21 protein-coding genes and 2 pseudogenes are annotated in these 21760 nt (G+C 59.8%); 10 read left to right on the forward strand and 13 right to left on the reverse strand.

Translation table 11 applies throughout. The features are described 5' to 3' along the window. Positions 1–154: 154 nt before the first annotated feature. Positions 155–1793, forward strand: a pseudogene (locus F1563_RS02695) (PTS mannitol transporter subunit IICBA); the annotation flags it as partial. 154 nt (positions 1794–1947) lie between these two features. Then, positions 1948–2994: a zinc-dependent dehydrogenase gene (locus tag F1563_RS02700; RefSeq protein WP_002527487.1), complete on the forward strand. Its 1047-nt coding sequence runs from the start codon at positions 1948–1950 to the stop codon at positions 2992–2994. A gap of 18 nt (positions 2995–3012) precedes the next feature. On the opposite strand, the gene F1563_RS02705 is transcribed toward F1563_RS02700, so the two are convergent. Genes F1563_RS02705 through hrcA form a run of 3 tightly spaced genes read right to left on the reverse strand, consistent with a single transcriptional unit; the run spans position 3013 to position 5945 of the window. Further along, positions 3013–3753 (reverse strand): 16S rRNA (uracil(1498)-N(3))-methyltransferase, encoded by a 741-nt coding sequence (locus F1563_RS02705; protein ID WP_002527488.1) that lies wholly within the window; start codon positions 3751–3753, stop codon positions 3013–3015. After that, the gene (gene dnaJ, locus F1563_RS02710) at positions 3750–4922 is read right to left on the reverse strand and encodes a molecular chaperone DnaJ (RefSeq protein WP_007433733.1); all 1173 of its coding nucleotides are present in this window, start codon (positions 4920–4922) and stop codon (positions 3750–3752) included. The genes F1563_RS02705 and dnaJ overlap by 4 nt, the downstream gene beginning before the upstream one ends. Before the next feature lie 3 nt (positions 4923–4925). After that, a complete protein-coding gene (gene hrcA / locus F1563_RS02715) occupies positions 4926–5945 on the reverse strand; it encodes a heat-inducible transcriptional repressor HrcA (protein WP_002527491.1) in 1020 nt (339 codons plus the stop codon). Positions 5946–6088: 143 nt separating this feature from the next. Between hrcA and F1563_RS02720 the strand changes: the two genes are divergently transcribed. Next, a complete protein-coding gene (locus F1563_RS02720) occupies positions 6089–6772 on the forward strand; it encodes an MBL fold metallo-hydrolase (protein ID WP_002546773.1) in 684 nt (227 codons plus the stop codon). 18 nt (positions 6773–6790) lie between these two features. Here the strand turns inward: F1563_RS02720 and F1563_RS02725 are convergent, their stop codons facing one another. The 3 genes from F1563_RS02725 to hemW all read right to left on the reverse strand — a co-directional run bounded on the left by F1563_RS02725 (position 6791) and on the right by hemW (position 9679). After that, a complete protein-coding gene (locus F1563_RS02725; protein WP_002527493.1) occupies positions 6791–7549 on the reverse strand; it encodes an inositol monophosphatase family protein in 759 nt (252 codons plus the stop codon). Then, entirely contained in the window at positions 7546–8424 is an 879-nt protein-coding gene (locus F1563_RS02730; RefSeq protein WP_172623588.1) for a DUF3097 family protein, read from the reverse strand. Before F1563_RS02730 ends, F1563_RS02725 begins: the two co-directional genes overlap by 4 nt. Before the next feature lie 73 nt (positions 8425–8497). Next, the gene (hemW, locus tag F1563_RS02735) at positions 8498–9679 is read right to left on the reverse strand and encodes a radical SAM family heme chaperone HemW (RefSeq protein WP_172623557.1); all 1182 of its coding nucleotides are present in this window, start codon (positions 9677–9679) and stop codon (positions 8498–8500) included. Positions 9680–9914: 235 nt separating this feature from the next. Here hemW and F1563_RS02740 point away from each other — a divergent pair, with 235 nt between their 5' ends. From F1563_RS02740 to F1563_RS02750, 3 genes are read left to right on the forward strand one after another with little or no spacing between them, the layout of a single operon-like run. Further along, entirely contained in the window at positions 9915–11207 is a 1293-nt protein-coding gene (locus F1563_RS02740) for an ABC transporter substrate-binding protein (protein ID WP_007433730.1), read from the forward strand. After that, the gene (locus F1563_RS02745) at positions 11204–12193 is read left to right on the forward strand and encodes a carbohydrate ABC transporter permease (RefSeq protein ID WP_002527497.1); all 990 of its coding nucleotides are present in this window, start codon (positions 11204–11206) and stop codon (positions 12191–12193) included. Before F1563_RS02740 ends, F1563_RS02745 begins: the two co-directional genes overlap by 4 nt. Further along, positions 12186–13040 (forward strand): carbohydrate ABC transporter permease, encoded by an 855-nt coding sequence (locus tag F1563_RS02750; protein ID WP_002527498.1) that lies wholly within the window; start codon positions 12186–12188, stop codon positions 13038–13040. Before F1563_RS02745 ends, F1563_RS02750 begins: the two co-directional genes overlap by 8 nt. A gap of 26 nt (positions 13041–13066) precedes the next feature. Here F1563_RS02750 and F1563_RS14860 read toward each other — a convergent pair. From F1563_RS14860 to F1563_RS13450, 4 genes and pseudogenes are all read right to left on the reverse strand, one after another. Then, positions 13067–13762: pseudogene (locus F1563_RS14860) on the reverse strand (AMP-binding protein). Next, positions 13723–13944: a hypothetical protein gene (locus tag F1563_RS13985; protein WP_002527502.1), complete on the reverse strand. Its 222-nt coding sequence runs from the start codon at positions 13942–13944 to the stop codon at positions 13723–13725. The pseudogene F1563_RS14860 and the gene F1563_RS13985 overlap by 40 nt, the downstream one beginning before the upstream one ends. An 84-nt stretch (positions 13945–14028) precedes the next feature. Next, a complete protein-coding gene (locus tag F1563_RS13815; protein WP_002527503.1) occupies positions 14029–14172 on the reverse strand; it encodes an AMP-binding protein in 144 nt (47 codons plus the stop codon). Between the two features lie 12 nt (positions 14173–14184). Continuing rightward, positions 14185–14376, reverse strand: coding sequence for a hypothetical protein (locus F1563_RS13450; RefSeq protein WP_002527504.1), 192 nt, complete (start codon positions 14374–14376; stop codon positions 14185–14187). A 357-nt stretch (positions 14377–14733) separates the two neighbouring features. Between F1563_RS13450 and F1563_RS02770 the strand changes: the two genes are divergently transcribed. The 4 genes from F1563_RS02770 (at position 14734) to F1563_RS02785 (ending at position 18790) form a co-directional block, all read left to right on the forward strand. Then, positions 14734–15255 carry a rhomboid family intramembrane serine protease gene (locus F1563_RS02770; RefSeq protein WP_002546771.1) on the forward strand — a complete coding sequence of 174 codons (522 nt, stop codon included), beginning with the start codon at positions 14734–14736 and terminating at the stop codon, positions 15253–15255. A gap of 19 nt (positions 15256–15274) precedes the next feature. Continuing rightward, positions 15275–16264, forward strand: coding sequence for a 1,4-dihydroxy-2-naphthoyl-CoA synthase (locus F1563_RS02775; protein WP_007433727.1), 990 nt, complete (start codon positions 15275–15277; stop codon positions 16262–16264). A gap of 29 nt (positions 16265–16293) precedes the next feature. Continuing rightward, positions 16294–17478: an AMP-binding protein gene (locus tag F1563_RS02780; RefSeq protein ID WP_002527507.1), complete on the forward strand. Its 1185-nt coding sequence runs from the start codon at positions 16294–16296 to the stop codon at positions 17476–17478. Positions 17479–17554: 76 nt separating this feature from the next. Beyond that, positions 17555–18790, forward strand: coding sequence for an isochorismate synthase (locus F1563_RS02785; RefSeq protein ID WP_002546770.1), 1236 nt, complete (start codon positions 17555–17557; stop codon positions 18788–18790). Positions 18791–19315: 525 nt separating this feature from the next. Here F1563_RS02785 and F1563_RS02795 read toward each other — a convergent pair. The 3 genes from F1563_RS02795 to menD all read right to left on the reverse strand — a co-directional run bounded on the left by F1563_RS02795 (position 19316) and on the right by menD (position 21760). Next, positions 19316–19645: a serine aminopeptidase domain-containing protein gene (locus tag F1563_RS02795; RefSeq protein WP_081414864.1), complete on the reverse strand. Its 330-nt coding sequence runs from the start codon at positions 19643–19645 to the stop codon at positions 19316–19318. 133 nt (positions 19646–19778) lie between these two features. Continuing rightward, positions 19779–19964 carry a hypothetical protein gene (locus F1563_RS02800; protein WP_002527512.1) on the reverse strand — a complete coding sequence of 62 codons (186 nt, stop codon included), beginning with the start codon at positions 19962–19964 and terminating at the stop codon, positions 19779–19781. A gap of 203 nt (positions 19965–20167) precedes the next feature. Then, a complete protein-coding gene (menD, locus tag F1563_RS02805) occupies positions 20168–21760 on the reverse strand; it encodes a 2-succinyl-5-enolpyruvyl-6-hydroxy-3-cyclohexene-1-carboxylic-acid synthase (protein WP_172623558.1) in 1593 nt (530 codons plus the stop codon).

Below are 21760 nucleotides of genomic sequence, written 5' to 3' on the forward strand. Positions count from 1 at the left end.
CTGTCCGACCCCGTTGTTTTTGACTTCGCAAAACCAACACAACGCAACTCTTTGACAACATAAACAAACAGATCCAGACTTGTTCGCAGATCGATGAGGATCCTGCCGCCAATCGGCAGCTAAGCGCATTGGAGTTGCGATGTCACTACCTGACGCTATTGCCTGGGGCCTGCTGACGGCTCTGTTCATCGAAACAGGGTGGGCCCCCAACGCGACCCTCGCCAAGCTTGTCGATCCAACGCTGACCTATCTGCTTCCCATCCTCATCGGCTACACCGGTGGAAGAATCGTCAATGGGACACGCGGTGGAGCCATCGGCGCGATCACCACAATGGGCGTCATCGTCGGCGCCGATATCACGATGTTTCTGGGCGCCATGGTGATGGGCCCATTCGCCGCGTGGCTCCTCAAGCAGGTCGACAAACTCCTCGAAGGCCGAGTCCATTCCGGGTTCGAGATGCTCGTTGACAACTTCGAGGTCGGCATCCTCGGTATGATCCTCGCGATTATTGGGCATCTGGGCGTTGAACCCATCGTCACGGCCCTCATGGGCTGGATGGCAGCTGGGGTTGGATTCCTGGTCCACCACGGCTTGCTGCCACTCGCGTCCCTCCTCGTCGAACCGGCAAAGGTGCTCTTCCTGAACAATGCCGTTAACCACGGCATCTTGACTCCGCTCGGCACCCAGGAGGCTCACACCACCGGGCGCTCGATCCTCTTCATGGTTGAGTCGAATCCCGGCCCTGGCCTCGGCCTCCTGCTCGCCTACCAGTTTTTCGGTTCCCGCCAGATCCGTCAATCGGCTCCAGGTGCCATCATCATTCACCTCTTCGGCGGCATTCACGAGATCTTTTTCCCATACGTGCTCATGAAGCCCAAGACGATTTTCGCTACCATTGCCGGCGGCATGAGCGGTCTGGCTGTTGGCGTCGCACTCCATGCCGGCCTCGTTGCCCCAGCCTCCCCAGGATCGATCATCGCGTGGTTCCTGATGTGTCAGCCTGGTCACTACCTGGCCATGATTGCCGACGTCCTCGTCGCAACCGCTGTCTCCTTCATCGTGGCGATGCTGCTCGTCCGCACGGATCGGGATAAAGACGACGCAGCCGCCGAAGCTGCAGGCCAGACAAGCACCGCCGCATCCGAGGCTGAGGCTCCGCTAACCAACATCTCAAAGGTCGTTATTGCCTGCGACGCTGGCATGGGCTCCTCGGTTATGGTCGCCTCTGCCATGAAGAAAAGACTCTCCCAGTATGGGGTCGAGGTCGCGCACACAGCAGTCGACCAAATTCCCGCGGACGCGTCACTCATCCTCGCCCAGGAGGGCCTCGTCGACCGGGCCCGCAGGCGCATACCGCATGCCCGCGTCATCCCTTTTACGAACTACATGAACGATCCGGCTTTCGACCGGGTCGAGGCCGAGGTTCGTGCTGCACGTGGTGGAACCACGCCTGCCGACGAGGAGCTCCCCCAGTCGCCGACTGCCAGCACCAATACTCGCGTAGCCACCAGCGTGCTGCCCCGTGGCGCCATCCGGTTGGGACAGCGCGCCGCCAGCAAAGAGGAGGCCATCACCATGGCTGGCCAGGTGCTCATTGATGAAGGCGCCGCAGACGACGTCTACGTCAAGGGCATGCTCGCCCGAGAGCACGAAATTTCCACCTATATGGGCGAGGGAATCGCGATCCCCCACGGCGTCAATGAGGTCCGCGATCACATCAGCAAGGCCACCCTGGGGTTCCTCCATGGGACGGGAACACGTGCACCGTCGTCATTCCGATCGCGTCGTCTAGCGACGAGCACCTCGACATCATGGCGGCCCTGGCAAGAATCTTGTCCAATCCCGAAACCGCCCGACAGCTTCGCGAGGCACCATCGGCCGACGAGGTCCTCGACCTTCTCGGTTCTCAGCAGGCATAACCACCGGATCACAGAAAGGCACACACTATGAAGGCATTGAGGTTCCACGCACCCGAGGACGTTCGCCTAGAGGACGTCCCCGAACCGGAGTGCAAGCCCGACGAGATCAAGATCAAGGTTCGCAACTGCTCAACCTGCGGCACTGACGTCAAGATCCTCCACAATGGCCACCAGAACATCACCGGAGTTACGACGATGGGCCACGAGGTTGCCGGTGAGATCGTTGAGATCGGCTCCGAGGTGGCTGGAGACTGGAAGATCGGTGATCGAGTCCAGTCGATCGCGGCCGTCCCCTGCGGAGAGTGCCACGAGTGCCGTAAGGGGTGGATGCAGGTTTGCCAGAACCAGACCAGCGTTGGCTACCAGTACGACGGTGGATTCGCCGAGTACATGATCGTCCCGCCGCAGGTGCTCAAGGTGGACGGCCTCAACCGCATCCCCGACGGCGTCGATTTCGACGAAGCAAGCGCTGCTGAACCCTTCGCGTGCGCGATTAATGCCCAGGAGCAACTCGGCGTCGAAGAAGGTGATTTCGTCGTCATCTTCGGTGCCGGCCCCATTGGGTGCATGCACACCCGCATTGCGCGTGGCGTGCATCAGGCCGGCACCATCGTCATGGTCGACATCAACGCCGAGCGCCTCGCGATGTCCGCCGCTGCCGTCAAGCCCGACATCACCATCGACGCCTCTCACGACGATGTCGTTGCCAAGGTCATGGCGCTCACTGGCGGTCGCGGTGCCGACGTCATCATTACCGCAACCCCGGCCAGCATCACTCAGGAGCAGGCGTTGGCTATGGCGGCCCGCAATGGCCGTATTTCATTCTTTGGCGGGCTGCCGAAGACGAATCCGACGATCACGTGTGATTCGAACCTGGTCCACTACCGTCAACTCCATATTCATGGCGCTAATGGCTCGGCCCCCGAGCACAATAAACGCGCGTTGCAGTACATCGCCTCGGGACAGGTTCCGGTCAAGGACCTCATCACCCGTCACGTGAAACTCGACGACGTTATGACGGTTTTTGACATCGTCGCTAAGGGCGAAGCCATCAAAGTAACCGTCCAGCCCTGATCCCAACCCACGACGTTCTCAACGGCAGGCGGTGAGGTTGGCCATGGCCCGCAACTGGGCTAAGCCAACCACACCGGCGGTCGAAGTTCTCAACACCCCATCCGACACCGTCACAGGGCGTGCACCAGCCGCGACGAAAGCGTCCACTTCTTGGTCGGTGATGCCCCCCTCTGGGCCGACAATGAAGATCACCTCACCGAATGCCGGCAATTCCTGATGCACCAGTGGTTCGGTGGCCGTCTCATGCAAAATATAAGCGGCTTCGGCACTGCGAATCCGCTCAACAACCTCACGAGTCTGCGCCAGTTCTACCTGCGGTATACGAAAACGTCGAGACTGTTTGGTGGCCTCACGGGCAGCCGACTGCCACTTCGCGACCCCCTTGGCTTGCTTGTCGCCTTTCCATCGCACGATGCTCCGACCAGCCTGCCATGCGAGGATCTCGTGGACACCCATCTCGGTGAGGGTTGCCACGGCCAACTCAGCTCTATCGGACTTCGGCAATGCCTGGACAGCTACCCACCAATGCGCGGTCGCGGGAGTTTCGAGAATCTCAACGACCTCGACGTTAACTGACCCCTTCGTCACCTCAATGGCGGGACCCCGCACAGCGTGACCCTGCCCGTCGGTGACGAAAACAGACTCGCCCACCCGGATACGTCGAACCGATCCAGCATGATGACCTTCTGCACCGGTGATCTCCACCACCGATCCGGGAGCAGCTGCGGCAACCTCGCCAAGGAAGCAGGGGTCACTCATCCGCCAAAAGCCTCCTTAATGCGAGAAAACATGCCGCGACCTCCCGACTTTTCCACCGACGCCGAAGCCTTGGTCTCTCCCCGAGCCTCAGCTAGCTGATGCAGCAAATCCTTCTGGTGGGAGTCGAGTTTCGTCGGTGTCTGGACGATGAACGTAACACCAAGATCGCCGCGCCCGTTGCGACGCAATCTCGGCACACCACGTTCAGCAATGACGATTCGGGTTCCCGACTGAGTGCCGGACGGCACCTCGACGGTGACCGTCTTGGCGTCCTCGGGAAAGTCCTCGCGATCAGCCTCCAACGTGTGCACCGGAACCTTCGTCCCCAGCGCTGCCGCCGTCATCGGAATGGTGACAACCATCTCGAGGTCGTCACCATGACGGGTAAAGACGTCATGGGGGCTGACCGTCATCTCGATATACAGGTCACCGGCCGGGCCGCCGCCTGGGCCGACTTCTCCCTGGGAATCAAGATGGATGCGGTTGCCATCAGCCACTCCGGCGGGGATCTTGACATTGATCGTGCGGGTAGTGCGCACCCGTCCCTCACCAGAGCATTCCTGGCATGGATCCGGAATGACCGTGCCGTAACCATGGCAGGTCGGGCAGGGCTGGCTGGTGCGGATATCGCCGAGGAAGGAGCGCTGCACGGTGATAACCTCGCCGCGCCCCTGACAGGTATTACAGGTCACAGGTTCGGAACCGGACTGAGCACCCTTGCCCTGGCATTTCGGACAGACCACTGCGGTGTCGACTTCCAACGGTGTGGTGACGCCAAAAACCGCCTCGGCGAGGCTGAGGCGCATTCGGACCAGGGCGTCCTGGCCACGGCGGGTGCGCGAGCGCGGACCGCGGCCACCACTAGAACCGAAGGGAGAGCTACCGCCGAACATAGCGTCAACAAGGTTGGTGAAATCAAATCCAGCGCTACTGAATCCGCCGTCACCGAACCCGCGAGTGTTGGGATCGCCGCCACGATCAAAAACGGCACGCTTCTGCGGGTTCTGAAGGACTTCGTAAGCCTCTTGGACCTTCTTGAACTCCTCCTCTGATCCAGGCCCGGCAACATCGGGATGGAGTTTCATAGCCTTGCGTCGATACGCCTTCTTGATCTCGTCGGCACTCGCATCATGGGAAACGCCAAGAATCTCGTAGTAGTCGTTACTCAAGAATCATCCTTCTGCCAGGAACCGGCCCACATAACGGGCCACGGCTCGCACAGCTGCCATGGTTGAGGGGTAGTCCATTCGGGTGGGCCCGACGACGCCAAGACTTGACAAGGCATCTTCGGGTCCGTAGGTGCTCGCCACCAGCGAGGTCGATTGGAAAGGCACATCGGTGTTCTCGGCACCTATGCGAACCGTGACCTCGCCGGCTTCCCCCGCAGTCGCCTCGCCGAGCAGTCGCATGAGGACGACCTGCTCTTCAAGGGCCTCCAGGACGGGACGCACTGTCGTCTCCCACTGTGCACCGAATACGGTGAGATTGGGAACCCCAGCGACCACAACCCGAGCAGATGGGTCGACGGCGAGGATTTCGAGAATGGTGGCGATCACCGAGGCCGCTAGCGACCCTTCGGCCGGCCCCAGGTCGTCAAGAAGCCGGTTGAGGGAGTCAGCCGCCTCAACGACTGTCAATCCGACGAGTGCCTCATTCAGCCGGGTGCGAAGTGCAGCGAGATTCTGCTCGTCGTGGCCGGGAAGCTCAACGATCTGCTGCTCCACCGATCCCGACGACATGATGAGCACGATGAGGACGCGGTCGGTCGACAAACTCACCAATTCCAGGTGACGAATCGTCCCCGTCGTCGCCACCGGGTATTGCATGATCGCGACCTGGTGGGTGATTTGAGCAAGCAGACGCACAGTACGGCGCACAATGTCGTCGAGGTCTACCGCCCCAGTCATAAATGCCTGGATGGCTCGACGCTCAGGCGCCGACAACGGTTTGAGGGTGGCAATGCGATCGACAAAGAGGCGATACCCCTTGTCTGTGGGGATCCGCCCGGCACTGGTGTGGGGATGGGTGATGTACCCCTCCTCCTCTAGCACCGCCATGTCGTTACGGATGGTAGCCGGGGAAACGCGCAACCCGTGGCGTTCCACTAGGGCTTTTGAACCAACTGGCTCCTTGCTGGAGACGTAATCGGCGATGATGGCTTTGAGCACGTCGAGCTTGCGGTCGTCGAGCACAACCCCTCCTCACACGATTCGACTGGATGCACATCCCACTTTGGCACTCTCGAGTGCCGAGTGCCACCTTATCGCGTTCGCCCTTAATCCTCCGGCGGCTCTCGTTGGCAGCGCATTCCTGCAGACGTGCCAGACTGGTGGCCATGTCGACGAATCCCGAGACCCCCCAATGGTCCGCCCTCACAACTCGGGTGTGGACGACCACTGTCGAACCGGAGAGCGTTACCTGCGGGCTCGTAGCAGGCGAGGACCACGTCCTCCTCATCGATACCGGATCGACTCCCGAGCAGGGGCACTCCTTGGCGATGTCTGCGGTGTGCATGCTGGGCCGTCCCGTAGATCGGATCGTCGTCACCCATCACCACTATGACCACAGCGGTGGCCTATCTGGGATCAACGACGCCGAAGTATGGATGCACGAAGCCGCCTTAGCTCACTGCCCCGACCTCCATGTCGACCACCCCGTCTCTCTCATGGCGTATGTGGACTTGGGCGGATTAGGCGCCGAAGTTATCCATCCTGGCCCGGCCCACACCGACGGCGACCTCATTGTCATTGTGCGCGACGAAAAGATTACCTTCGCCGGGGACCTCGTGGAGACCGCCGGGGAGCCACAATCTGACGAGACGACCGACGTCCGTGGTTGGCCGCGAGCGATCGATTCGGTCATTACTGGCACCGACGGGGCCGGCCTTTATGTTCCTGGGCACGGCCATCCCATTGACGCGACCACCGTTATGAATCAGCGCGCCCGGCTTGCCGAGCGAGTCCCCATGAATATCCCGCTCACTCCGGTGGGACGACACATCCCTCCCCAACTATCCTGAGGCCACAACTTGGACAACTCAGCGCAACAGCCCGGCAACCGTCTCGTAAGCCTCTTCATCAGCAGCAACAAGCTTTCCCGAGGTCTCCTGCGGCCCATATTCAACACCATCGACGGTGCGTACGACCCCACCGACTTCACGTACCATGAGTGCGCCAGGAAGGTGATCCCACGGGTAAGAATGCTGATAAACGGTGACGTCGTTCTCGCCCAGGCACACCAGCGGATAGTCCACCGCACAGCACCATTTCGCCATCCGCCATTCCACCACCGGTGAGGCAATCTTGTAGGCCTCATGGGTGGTCGCAGCCCGAACTGGAGAGTGGGAAACCCCACGTGTCACCTCATCGCCGTCACATGTCACTCCAGTGCCGCGCTCAGCGAACCACATGTGTCCGTGTTGTGGCTGCCAAATCCATCCTCGGACTGTTTCACCCCGGTTGAGTTGAGCAAGCATAACGCCGTGATCGACAGACCCGCGCACGAAGTTCTTGGTGCCATCAATGGGGTCGATGACCCAGGCCAGGTCAGCATGGGGAACAGCCGCAAGGATCGTCGGGTCGGCGAAGGCTGATTCCTCTCCCACGACGACACCTCCGACATACTTCATCAGAGCGGCCCCCAATTCGTGTTCGGCCTGACGATCAGCGTCAGTAACGAAGTCTCCAGGCTTTTTCTGATGGATCTGGTGATCGTGAAGGGCCCGAAACCGAGTATCGATAACCCTGGCACCCACGTCCCGGATGAGGTCGGACACCGTGTCGACATCGATACTCATGCCATCTCCTCATCTCCCAGCTCGTCGACGTGGTCGCATGTGACAAAGTCAATGAGCTTCTCCATCTCGGTGTTAAACCGGGGGTCCAAATCGTGCCAGTCGCGCACTCGCGCCAGCATGGCCTGCCAGGCTTTACCGACGTCAGCTTGGGTCGAGTGAGGCAGACCGAGACGTTTCAGGGTGCCGAGTTTAAAGTCTTCGTCCATCGGGACCTCAGGCCATTCTTGACAGCCAATGCGCTGAGGTTTAATAGCCTGCCAAATGTCTATAAAGCGATGACCGGTAATCATGACGCACTCGCCATACCCACCACGACGCACATCGTCCGCTACCCGCGACTCTTTAGTGCCAGCGACGAGATGGTCGACCAACACACCAAGGCGATACCCCGGACCAGGTTTGAACTCGGCGACGATCCCGACGAGGTCGTCTATGCCACCCATGTACTCCACAACGACCCCGACGTGGCGCAGGTCGTCGCCCCATATCTTTTCGACGAGCTCAGCGTCATGGCGTCCCTCGACGTATATCCGGCTAGGAAGAGCGACTCGGGCCGGTTCAGCCCTGCCGGCAATGGACCCAGACGCAGTGTGGTTGACGCTTGCACTGCCCTGCCGAGGGGGAATACAGAGATTGACGGGTTGACCGTCCACCCAGAATCCCGGACCGATAGGGAAGGATTTACGCTTGCCCTTGCGGTCCTCAAGCACAACCAGGCCGTTCTGCCACGCGACAACGGCCCCCACGTATCCGCTGGAAGGATCCTCAACGACCACGTCAAGTTCCAGTGGCACGTCAACACTCTTCTTCATGTGGGAGGTGCGCCAGCCGCTTGCGAGGACATCGTGAGAGTACGGGTCAATCACGGTAGTCACTGTATTGCCACGCATGGCCATGACGACAAGCCGTTCAGACAACCGACCTGGCGAAACTGTTAGATGAAGACTGCTAGATAAGGAGATCGGCGATGATCCGGTCAGCCACCATTCGGCCAGATAAGTTGAGCACCAGCCTCCCCTCCTCAATCGTCCCTAGCCCCTGCTCAACGACCTTGGCAGCCCGCATACGTTCAACCCTAGGCAGATCCGTCATAGGCAAACCATCAGACAGGCGCAACCGAAGAAGCACCGTCTCCTCATGGCGCTGCACATCGTCGAGAACCTCATAGCCGTCAACAGGCAGCTTCCGCTCACGTAGCAGACTCCGGTAGGTGGCAGGATGTTTCACGTTCCACCATCGGGTGCCGGCAATGTGAGAATGGGCCCCCGGACCAACTCCCCACCAGTCGTGCCCCAGCCAGTACGCCATGTTGTGCCGACAACGATGGTCACGGCCATTGCGAGGACGGGCCCAATTCGAAACCTCGTAGTTGACGTACCCAGCCTCGGTGAGGATCCTCTCAGCGAGCAGGTATTTGTCTGCGAGATCGTCCTCGTCAGTCATCGGCAACTCTCCCCGACGAATTCGGCCCGCCAACCGAGTTCCCTCTTCAATGATGAGGGAGTATGCGGAAATGTGGTCCGGCTCAGCCGTCAACGCGACGTCAAGACTGTGCCACCACGAATCGAGGCTCTCCCCCGGAGCGCCGAAGATGAGATCCAAACTGACGTCGTCGAAACCCATCTGACGTGCCAGCTGTGCCATCTCGACGGCACGTCCCGGCCGGTGGCGACGATCTAAGACCGTCAAGACGAACTCGTCGGCGGACTGCATTCCCATGGACAACCGATTGATCCCGGCTTTCAAGAGACCGGCAAGGACCTCTCCACTGAGAGTCTCCGGATTGGCCTCTGTGGTGATCTCGGCGTTGAGGTCAGTCCCCCACAACGTACGGATGTGATCGACGAGTTCCCCCAGCTGGACCGGGGAGAGCATCGTCGGCGTTCCGCCCCCAAAGAAGATCGTTGACACTGGAGGCTGACCAGCCCCCAGCACATCCGCAGCCAATTCGAGTTCCCGGTGGACAGCCTTCAGATACCCCGCCACCGCGACATTCCCCATCGCCGACAGCACGTAGGTATTGAAGTCGCAGTACCCGCACCGCGACACGCAGAAGGGAACGTGGAGATAGATACTCCATGGCCCGTCAGCTGGATGAAGCTCTGGAAAGCTACTGTCGGAGTGCGTCATGGTCCTCCTTGTCATGCGGGGGCACAAGGTGCGTCTTGCATGATGCCACCTGATGCCTGCCTCTGTAGTTGCACAAGGCGTCTGCTAGGACCATAACCACACGATTCACTCCGCACGTCATCGTGGCACGGCGGCGAGACGACGATCTAGACAGCTTTATTCTGATAAGTATCCACATGGCAGGCACCAGCCTCGACGCGTGAATTTTCAACAGTTAGAGGATTAAGCTGTCGTTATGGGGTTTTCTCGCCGTCATTTCCTTAGTGCATCCGCTGGCATGGCCACTGCTGCAGTCCTGACTGGGTGCGGATCGAACACCGGTGACGTCTCAACCGGTTCGAATTCCAGCGCCACGTCCGGCGGCACCGGAAAGATCGTCCAGTGGTACCACGAGTACGGCGAGAGGGGCGTTCAGCAGGCCGTCAAGCGCTACGCCAAAGACTACAAAGACGCTACCGTCACCGTGAAGTGGAATCCTGGCACCGATTACATGAAGCTACTCGCCACCACCTTGCTGTCTGGCTCTGGCATTCCGGACGTCTTCGAATCAGAATACGGCGCCACCCTCGATATGATCCAAAGAGGTCAAGTCGTCGACCTCACCGAGGTCATCGGTGACGCCAAGTCAAAATTCTCCCAGCCAGTCCTCGATCGTATGACGCTCGATGGCAAGATCTATGCCATCCCGCAGGTCGTCGATATGCAGCTCCTCTACTACCGTAAATCCGCACTGGAAAAGGCCAAGCTCTCGGCTCCGACCACCTTCGAGCAGCTTGTCGAGGCGGCTAAAGCTGTCAAGACCAGGGACATGGGCGGATTCTTTGCCGGAAATGACGGAGGCGTTGGTGTGCTGGGCAACCTCCTCATCTGGTCGTCCGGCTTCGAGCAGCTCAACACCGATCACACTGACGTCGCCTTCATGGAACAAGCCTTCTTTGACGGCGTTGCTGCCTACCGTGATTTCTACAAGTCCGGTGCTCTACTGACCGCCGCCTCCAAAGATTGGTTCGACTCATCCCCTTTCGTCAATGGCGAGACCACCATGCAGTGGGGCGGTCTATGGTCCCTAAGCGACATCTCCAAGAAATGGAAGGACGACTTCGGCGTCATCCCGTTCCCGGCCATCGGCAAGTCCGGTAGGCAAACAGTGGTCTTCGGCGCCTACGGATCCTGCGTTGCCGCCAAGGAAGTCAGCAACGACGTTGAGGCTGCTAAAAAGTTTGTCAAGTGGCTGTGGATTGACCAAACGGATAAGCAAGTCGATTTTGTCAACTCCTACGGCACCCATATCCCGTCGCAACCTGATCTCACTGACAAATGCTCACAGATCAGTAGCGGCGCTGGCAAGGAGGCCGCTGAGATGGTCGACAAGCACGGCAAGGCCACGAGCCTCTTCTGGACCTCAAAGATTTCTGACGCCTACACTGCCGCATTTACCAACGTCGTCAAGAAGGGCGCCGACCCAAAATCAGCCTTCGCGGAAGTGCAGTCGACTGCCAAAACCGAACTCAAACGCGTCAGCAAATGAGTACAGTCTCGAAACCCCCGGCTCGCAGCTTCTGGCGGCGGTTTCGGGGGCGTCAGGGGCACAATCTCTGGTTCGCGTTATTTGTTGCGCCATTCCTTACCGGGTTACTGGTCTTTGTTTACATCCCGATTCTATGGAGCGCGTACCTATCGTTCTTCGATGCTCAAGCTACGCTGTCCCCCACGAAGTTCGTCGGTTTCGCGAATTACCAAAATTTATTGTCGGACACCCTGTTCCGCAACTCAATGCTGGTTTTCGCCATCTTCGCGATCTTCATCGTCCCGCTCACCTACGCCTGTTCCTTGGCCCTGGCCTTGGCGCTCAACAACGTCAATCGCTTTCGGGCCTTTTTCCGATCGTCCTTCTTCATCCCGACGGCCTGTTCCTACGTCGTCGCGGCGATGGTCTGGCGCCTCAGCTTCTTCAATGGGGCCCGCTTCAGCCTGGCAAATTCCTTGCTGCGTAAGTTCGGTGGAACCAACATCGACTGGCTATCAGGCGTCGGCTATTGGTACTGGATCGCATTAATCTCACTTCGGCTGTGGCTCCAGATCGGGTACTACATGATCCTGCTCACCGCGGGACTCAACCGCATCCCTACCGACACTTATGAAGCGGCTGCCATTGACGGCGCCGGGCGATGGGCAACTTTGCGTCACGTCACCATGCCACAGCTGCGCGGGATGAGTGCTGCCGTCCTCATGCTACTGCTCATCGGCGCTTTCCAGGCCTTCGACGAGTTCTACAATCTGTTGTCCTCTTCGGGCACGTACCCACCCTACGCCCGCCCCCCGCTAGTGCACCTGTACCTCGTGAGCGTCGGCGGCGCCGATCAGGACCTCGGCATGGGAGGCGCCGGAACCGTCATCCTCACCGCCATCATCGTCCTTTTCGGACTAGCTCAAAACTGGCTTATGAACGGGCAGGAGCGCCGAGAAAGGAAGGCCATCAAGCGAGCAGGACCTCGAGAGGTGTCCCATGGCTGAGGAATGCCCCCATATGGTTACGAACCGCCCCGGACACATTCTGCACGGCCTCAAGATTATCGTGCTATTTATCCTGTCCCTGCTGTTCCTGTTGCCTTTCTATGTCATTTTCCGCAATGCTTTCACCAGCTCTGATGCCTTCGTATCCTCTGACTGGCAGTGGCTGCCCGATAACCTCGACTTTTCGGTCCTGCGTGACCTTTTCTCAGACACTGACCTCAACCTGCCGGGGGCAATGATCCATTCAGCTATTCAGGCCGTCGGCCAGACAGCACTGACCGTCTTCGTCAGTTTCATGGCTGGCTACGGGTTGGCGAGGTACCGCAACAAGGCTGCCACCGTGATGCTGCGTCTGACTGTGCTTACCCTCATGGCGCCGACGGCGGTGACCTTTGTGCCAAGTTTCATCATGACGACCCGGTTTGGCTGGATTGACTCTTATCGGGGCCTTATTATCCCGATGATGTTTTCGGCATTCGCGACCTATATGTTCCGTCAGTCTCTGCTGGAATTCCCCCGGGAGTTGGAGGAAGCGTCTAACCTCGACGGCGCCAATCCTTGGACGACGATGTGGCGCATTGTCGTCCCCAATTCTAAGGGGATCATCGCGGCGGTCTCGACGATCACCTTCATCGGTGCCTGGAACTCCTTCCTATGGCCGCTGCTGGTGGCACGCGAGAACACCACAACCATGCAACTCACTTTGAGTCGATTTATGACGAGTCAAGGAGTCGAATACTCCGAGCTCTTCGCCGGTGCCCTGGTGGCGATCGTGCCGGTCGTCTTCGTTTTCCTCGTGTTGCAGCGCTACCTGGTGCAAGGCTTGGAAACCTCAGGCATGGACTGAGATAATTTCTCTACCCTGACTTACCCTTATAAGCGCCGAGAGGGTTTCGGCGACATGTCCACGAATATCAGAGCGGTCCGCATCCTTATACAGGGTGCCATGGCCGGCCACGCGTCCTTGAGGACGAGGAAGCCCTCTTTACCCGCAGGCAACTCGTTACCTTCCCCGTCGACAACGACAGCCTCTTGACCAAAGACCGGACAGTCAGCGGCACCTGGCTTAAGTGGCATCGACGACACCGTAGTGATCTGGAACATGGCTGTCTCGGTCTGCCACCAGGTGTCAGTAATCGGACGCTTGCCGTCGCCGACGACGTCACGGAGTCAGCGCCAAGCCTCCGGGTTGATGGGCTCGCCAACCGAACCAAGTATGCGCAAGTGTTTGCGCCCCCAGGCGTCGCCAAAGCGCATGAGAGTGCGGATGGCGGTTGGAGCGGTATAAAAGCTCGTGATGCCGTAGTGCCCAATAAGCTGCCCCTCAGGGTATGGGTACGCCGGACCACCCTCATGCACGAAAACGGTGGCACCGCTAAGCAGCGGGCCGTAGACAAGATAGAAATGGCCGGTAATCCAGCCCGGATCAGCGGTACACCACCAGTAGTCCTCCTCCTTGATATCAAAGCATTGCTCGAGAGTGACGTAGGTGCCAGCCTGGTAGCCACCGTGGGTGTGAACGGTAGCCTTCAGTTTGCCGGTGGAACCAGAGGCGCAGGGGACGAACAGTGGATCCTCAAGTCCACCTGAACGAACTCGCCCTTGCCTTTAGCGATCGGAAGTTTGCACAGTTCGTCGCACCAGTGGTCACGAATTGAATCTATCGAGACCTCGGAACTGGCGTTGCGCGCCACAATGACATTCTCAACCGTTGGGGAGAATTTCACGGCGCCGTTGATGATCTGCTTCATCGGGAAGACCTTACCGTTAATCCATGGCCCGCCAGCGGTGTTGACGACCTTCGACTCCGAACCGTCAATACACGCGTTAGGCGCCTAATGACCCGCGAAGACCACCGAATGCACGGCACCGCTCTTGACACAGGCCAGCATGACAAAGGAGATCTCCAGAATACGGGACAGATAAGTGGCGACGACATCACCCTTGCGCACGCCCATAGCCTTAAGAACATTGGCCATCTGCTCGACTTCTCAGTTGAGGGCGAAATAAGAATAAGTACGCACCTCGTCGGTATCCTCGCCGACCCAAATAAGGGCCAGCTTATTGCGGCGTGCAGTACTGAGGTGATTTCCCACCGCGTTGGTGACAATGTTGGCTTGAACGCCGGTGAACCACTTAAAGAAGAGCTTATTCGAATCCTCGAGAACTTTATCCCGCGCCACCGATCATCCCAGCTCCTGGACCTGCTCCTCCCAGTACGCAATTGAGCCGACCTCGGCCTTATTCTCCAGCCTAAGACCCCAGGCATTGTCGACGATGCTCTGGGCAGGTTCGAAGACATCCTGCTGGTCTCTCCTATGGTCTTCCTTGGCCTTCCGCCACTATTGCGGCATCCGACATGGGGGAACGGTAGAGCCACACCAACGGGCACCATGTGAACAAAATCACAGAATTTTTTGATTCTTCTTTGACACACTGGGTACATGACTTACTACCCGCCTCTGTCGTCTGCCCCTGTCCGCCGGCGTCAGGCCGAACCCCCGCGCCGCACCAACTCCATCGCCAGCAGCGCAGGCGTGATGGCCGTCGCCGTCGCGATCATGTGGATCCTCGAGGCCATCGACACCATGCTTGGCAATACCCTTGATCACTTCGGTATCCATTCCTGGACCGGGCAGGGACTGTGGGAGATCTTCACTGCCCCGTGGCTGCATTACGGCTGGGCACATCTGGCGGGTAATTCCATACCACTGTTCATCCTCGGAATGCTCGTGTACCTAGAGTCGACGCGAACCTGGCTCATATCAGGGCTGATGATTATGGTGTGCTCGGGCCTTTTCGCGTGGTGTTTCAACTCTCCTGGGACAATCACTCTAGGCGCGTCCGGAATAGTCTTCGGGTGGTTAGCCTATCTGCTGGTCCGCGGCCTGTTCACCAAGAGATTGCGCGACATCCTGGTAGCGATCGTCGTATTCCTCATCTACGGATCAGTGCTGTGGGGGGTACTGCCCGGCGCGGCGGGAGTCTCCTGGCAAGCCCACCTCGGCGGGGCGATCGGCGGCGTCATTTCGGCGTCGTGGCTAGCTCGTCATCCCAAGTAAGAGTGGTAGCTTCCATCGGGTGAGCACCCTTCCGTTCGTTTCCGACACTTTTGATCCAGCTCGCTGGCGAAATGTTGATCTTCCCGGTGACCCGCTGACCGACATGACCTTCCATCGCCTCGTGTCGCGGGGCAAATCTGACCACACCCCGGCTGGAGAAGATCTACCGGTGGTGCGCATTGCCTTCGACCGCCCGGCGATCCGTAACGCCTTCCGTCCGCACACCGTTGATGAGCTGTACCGCTGCATCGACGCAGCCCGTTGCTCCCCAGACGTTGCAGCAATCATCCTCACTGGCAACGGCCCCTCCCCGCGAGACGGCGGGTATTCCTTCTGCTCGGGAGGCGACCAGCGCATCCGTGGAGCCGCTGGGTACCAGTACGAGTCACAGGAAGCCGCCGGTGACGAGGACCTAGCCACCGACGCTCGCAGGGAGCGAATCACCAAAGGACGGCTGGGGCGTCTCCACATCCTTGAGGTACAGCGCCTCATGCGCGCCACCCCGAAGCCCATCATCGCCGCCGTCCCCGGGTGGACGACCGGCGGCGGGCACTCCCTCATGGTGGTAGCCGATATGGCCGTGGCTAGCCGCAAGTACGCCAGGTTTAAGCAAGTCGACGCCAACGTCGGTTCCTTCGATGCCGGATACGGTTCGGCCCTACTGGCACGCCAGATCGGCGACAAGAGAGCCCGCGAAATCTTCTTCCTCGCCGAGACATATGACGCCGAACAGGCCGAGAAGTGGGGCGTCATCAACCGGGCCGTTGACCACGCTGAGCTGGAGAACACCGCCGTTGAGTGGGGCCTGACGGTTGCTGGTAAATCCCCGCAAGCCATCCGAATGTTGAAGTACGCGTTCAACATGGTCGACGACGGCATCGCCGGTCAGCAGGCATTCGCTGGGGAAGCTACTCGGATGGCATATATGACTAACGAAGCCCAAGAGGGACGCGACGCGTTCCTCGAGTATCGCGAGCCCGACTGGTCACCTTACCCATATTACTTTTAATTTCGACTGGAACCACGGAGGGGATCGTCATGTCAATTGCCGAGACGTCGCGGGTGCGCGTCGTGCGAGTGGGGCGCACCACTACCGACGTCACCTGGCTGATGGGAAGACTGGCGCGTTTTTTGGACGGGGAGACGTCAGTCTTGGTACCAGTCGGCGATGACAGACTGCCCCCGGCCGTGGTGCACGATGTTGAGGATCGGGTCGTGTGGCTGCCCGAAGAAGTCGGGTTGGTTGTGCGGACCTCGGGATCGACGACGGGAACCGGGCGCCTCGTCGGATTGTCTGCCGGCCAAATGCGGGCATCGGGAGCAGCGACGCGGCAACGTCTAGGGGGCCCATGCACGTGGATACTGGGCCTTCCCCCACACCACATTGCTGGATTGCAGGTCGTGGCCCGCGCTGTCGCCGACGGGCGAGACGTCGTGACAATCGAAGGTCACGTTGACCCACCCTCGGTGACTGCGGCGATCGAACAGGCCGAAAAGCGTCATTCCGACGGTCGGGTGGCGATCTCGCTGGTACCCACCCAGTTGGCCCACCTCGTCGACGACCCGCGATGCTCTGCGACGCTGGCTCGGTGTGTGGCGGTTCTGGTGGGTGGCGCACCCCTCACCGCCACCCTATTGGAGAAGGCCCGCGACCTCGGTATTCCAGCGACCGTGACCTACGGCATGAGTGAAACATGTGGGGGGTGCGTCTACGATGGTGTGCCGCTTGAGGGGGTACGAATCGAGGTGGCGGACGATTCCCGACTTTCGATTGCCGGCCCGATGGTCATGAGCGGCTATCTCGACGAAGGGCCGGTAGGGCCTTGGCTGCGCACTCAGGACCTGGGCCATTGGGCAGGCGGACGGCTTATCATTGACGGCCGTGTCGACGACGCCATCAATTCCGGCGGGCTGAAAATCTCAGCACATGAGGTCCTCAGCCATATCCGAGCCAGTCAGATGGTGCTCGACGGCATCGTCGTCGGGATGGACGACGAGACGTGGGGCCAGGTTGTGGCGGCTCTGGTCGTACCGAGTCGGCAATGGCGGGGAGAGCAGGCTCTGCGCGACGCGGTGGCCGCCAGATTAGAGCGCACCCATGCGCCGCGAGTTGTTGTTGAGACGTCTTCCCTGCCTCTGTTGGCTTCGGGCAAAATAGATCGGGCGAGAGCACGTCGCCTGATAGCTCAGGCACTTTCGGATGGGAGCGCGTGGCAGCGGTGAAGGGATTGCGGGCAGGTTACGATGCCAATCATCTCCCGTCACTTTTCTGACCGCTTCTTAACCTGGTGTCCGCGGTATGGCACTGTTGCGTTCTTGGCTACGGCTAGAGTCAGGCTTCGTGCCCACACTTTCATGTTCCGACGCCATCTCCACCCTCCCTGGTGCGGAGTGGCTAGCCGAGGTCCTGCATTGGGTGCCCGACGGCATCGATCCGTGGATCTGGCTCGCCCCCGACTCCGACGATGTACCAGCCATGGTTGGTTGGGGGGTCCAACGGCGATTCGTCGCCTCGGGGCACCGGGCCGTGGAATGCGCGTGGCACCACATGGCGTCATGGGCCAACGACCACGTCGTCGCCTTCGGATCCTTTCCTTTCTCCAAAACGCAGGAAGGGTTCCTCGTCGTGCCGCAGGTACTCATCGCTCGTCAACACCTGGGATCGCCAACCATGGTCACCGGAGATGCCTCGTCGCTGACACGTCGCGATCTCTATCTGAAACCTCCTCACATCTACACCAGTGCCCCAGCCATATCCGAAGCGCAGTGGACCGCCTCGGTCAAGGCAGCCACCCGCCGTCTGCGAGAGGATTCCGAACTTGAGAAAGTCGTCCTAGCTCGAGCAGTCGACGTCGAGGCCGACGCGCCAGTGAGCCGAACCGCCGTAGCGTCACGTCTGGCTTCACAGTTCCCAGGGTGCTGGACTTACAGCCATGACGGCCTCGTTGGGGCCACGCCAGAACTACTAGTCGACTGCCGGGATGGGTTGTTTCGTGCCCGTGTCCTGGCCGGCACCCGCAAACCTGAATGGGCCGACGAGCTGTTGTCCAACCTCAAAGAACGCCGCGAGCACGAACTTGCCGTCGCCTCGGTCACTGGCAAGCTCACCGAGGCGGGCTTAAGTGACGCCACAATTCGAGGTCCGTTCCGCCTCGAGCTGCCCAATGTCGTGCACTTAGCAACCGATGTCACCGCTCGGGTGAACGGGTCCAACGCGGCGCGAATTGTTGACGCTATGCACCCCACCGCCGCCGTGTGCGGCACGCCCAGAGAAGGTGCTTACCGACTCATCGCCGAGGTAGAGAGCCTGGACCGCGAACGGTTTGCCGGCCCGGTTGGCTGGATGAGTTCCGATGGATCGGGGCAATGGGCGCTTGCGTTGCGCTGCGGACAGTTCAGCGACGACTCACGACAGATACGCTTATATGCAGGAGCGGGGATCATGCCAACCTCCGATCCGGCCAAGGAATGGCTCGAGGTCGGCGCCAAGATGGCTGCTTTCAACGGCTGTTTGAGACAGCCCACGGACTCGTGATGGCGCCGGCCTCAAGAGCGGTCATTCCTTAATTTTATTTTGAGCGTTAATCCACCCGGGGTCTTGTTGACGACTTGATCACGGGCGGCGTCGTTGAAGATCTCGTGCATGAGGCCCGTCCAGACAATCGCGGTTTTATCCTTCGAATCAGTCGCGTTGCACCAGTTACTATCGTTAAAACGACGGTGCCATCCCGTCGGTCTCTCCATGCATGATGAAGCTCGGAGTCGTGAAATCGCAGGGAAGGCGATGTACAGCTGGCCGATTACCATCTAAGTGCAGAAGCTCTGCCGTCATGTACTTGTTATTGAGCAAGTCGTAGGCAAGCTCTCGTAGGATCGAGGATCGGTGCGCACCCCGTCGTATGTGGTCCTTAAGGAAGACAGCCAATGTGCCGGGAATCTTGACCTTGGCCGAGGCCACGTAGAGCGATAACGGCAGGTGGGCTCCCCCTCGGATTCTTCTTGTGCTGTGACAGCAGCGGGCGCTCGTATTCTGGTCTAGCAGAACTTGTGAGACGGCGGCTTAGCGTGCCTCTCGACCCCGGTAAGGCTCCTCGCCACGATCACCTCGGGCTTGAGGGGTGCCGTTGCCATAGCGATTCATGCCAATTCCACCCGCAGTGGAGATAATGCCATCGACGTCGTTAGGACAGGTGATGCCATAGCCCCGCACAGCCTGGGAACCCATCGAGTGTCCGAGGAGGAAGGCCTTGGCACCGGGCGTGTCCTTCTTCGCGATTCCGACCAGCTGGTGAGTGTCGACGAAGATTGAATTCCAATCGTCGATGTGGCCTCGCGGCACCACGTTGTTTACGTAAGAAGCGGCGCTTCTACCGCGGCCGCGATGGTCCAGCCTGAAGACGTTGTAGCCAGCCTAGGCGAAATGCTTGACGACACTATCGTAACGACCCTGGTGCTCATTCGCGCCGACGATAATGACGATGCTGCCCTTGGGACGTGCCATCAGGTTCTTCTTGGTGAAGCTTTTAGTCTACCACTGATTCCGTAAAGGTCATGTATCCGATGACAATCTGTGGTATCGCGGTCTGGCTGACGCTGACGGGTGCTTTGACTTCCTGTGCTAGCGCAGCATGAACGGAGTTACCTAGGCCGCCGAAAGCGGTGACTCCGGCAACGGGGCCAGCACTCACCCGCAAGCCGTGCCCCTCCACGTTGCATCTCCTGTTCTGACATCGGCAAGCCTTCTTTGGCTCCCATTGGCCTCGACTCCAAGCTCTATCTAGTGGTTCTCGCCCTAGGAACCCGAAAGGTCACTCTCGACGCGTCAAGCCAGACCTTGTGCGTCGTGCGTGACAATGCATTTATCACAATCTCGATGTGCAGGCCATCTTCGCAATGCATCGGCCACAACGGGTCATACCGCGGGCAGGGACACCTCGACGACACTCCTGCCATGGACTGGCTCAGCTAGCAGACGACGCATCTCGTCGACCATGCGTTTGGGCCTACTCGCCTCTACTGTGCAATGGTGTGCGCCAAGCCCGGCAGCCAGGGCCGACAGGTCCAGACGTTGCGGGGTAAGGAACATCCTCTCGAGGACGGGGCGAGGCGCCGCAGAATGCTCCAATCCACCAAAAATCGCGCCACCGTGATCGTCGAGGACAATGACTTGCACGTCGACATCATCGTCGTTGTCACCTCTGAGTAGTGCCATAGCATCATGGGCAAAAGTGAGATCACCGACAACCACCCTGACCGGGTATCGACTACCTAGAGCATGGCCGATGCCGGTACTCACCGTTCCATCGATACCAGCCAATCCGCGATTGGCCACTGCGCGGGGAGACTCACGCTGCGGAACTGCACCGATATCGAAGGCTCGGATGACATCAGAGGCGCCAATGACAAGCTGCGGTGCCTCCGGACACGCCGACGCCCGCCAGATAACGTCGCAGATCCTCTGTTTGCAGGTACGGCCAACCGATTGATCGGCATCTAGCCAGCGCGGCAACCACGACTCGTCAACCTTAACGTCGGCCAACCTGACGGGGCCAGCTACCACTCGCGCAACTCCAGCAACATCGGCCCACCGTGCCCGGTCGGTCACAACGGTCACCCCAGGGCGCGACAACAGCCGCGACACCGGACGCGAGAGGGTCGGATGTCCCATAACGAGTATCCCGTCGATTCCCTCGGCCACCGCACTGCCCAGGGCTGCCTGATAGTTCGTCATCGCATGGCATCCGGCCCGGGCACCCGAGGTGGGCTCGGCCAGTAGAGGCCATCCGCCCTGCTCAGCCAGCTCCCGGGCGCCGCTCCCGGCACCGTCTCCAGCTACAACGACCGTGTGCGACGGCATGGACAGCGGTGTCAAAGCGCCGATCGCCGCCTGCCCAATTCCAGAGTGCTCAATTCGATGATGTGGCATACACGTGGGCCGCCACGAGTCATCCGGCACAAGCGGATCACGGAAACCGACGTTGACATGGACGGGGCCAGGGTCACGGGTGAGGACCCCGGTTGCAGCACTCACCGCACGCAGCACGAGGGAGTCGAGTCTCCCATCAGCGGGAAACCCGGCCGGGATTTGAGCGTCGAACCGCGACGCAGACCCGAACATCCCTGCCTGCAGCGTCGTCTGATTCGCCTCGGTGTGCCACATCTCATGTGGCCGGTCAGCTGATATAACGACAAGCGGCACCCCAGCAGCATCCGCCTCTAGCACAGCAGGATGGAGGTTCGCCACGGCAGTACCCGACGTTGTCACCACCGCAGCCGGATGCCACAGCCCCGCCAACATTGACGATTTCGACAGTCCGAGGGCAACGAACGCAGCCGACCGTTCATCCAGACGCACGTGAATCCGCAGCCATCCGGCAGCCTCAGCATCAGCCAGCGCATACCCGATAGGCGCGTCCCGGGATCCTGGGCAATACACGACGTGTTGGACCCCAGCCCCGACGAGGGCGCTCACCAGACGTCGTCCCACTTCAGTAGAGGGGTTCAA

This window comes from Cutibacterium modestum (assembly GCF_008326345.1).
Taxonomy (GTDB): domain Bacteria; phylum Actinomycetota; class Actinomycetes; order Propionibacteriales; family Propionibacteriaceae; genus Cutibacterium; species Cutibacterium modestum.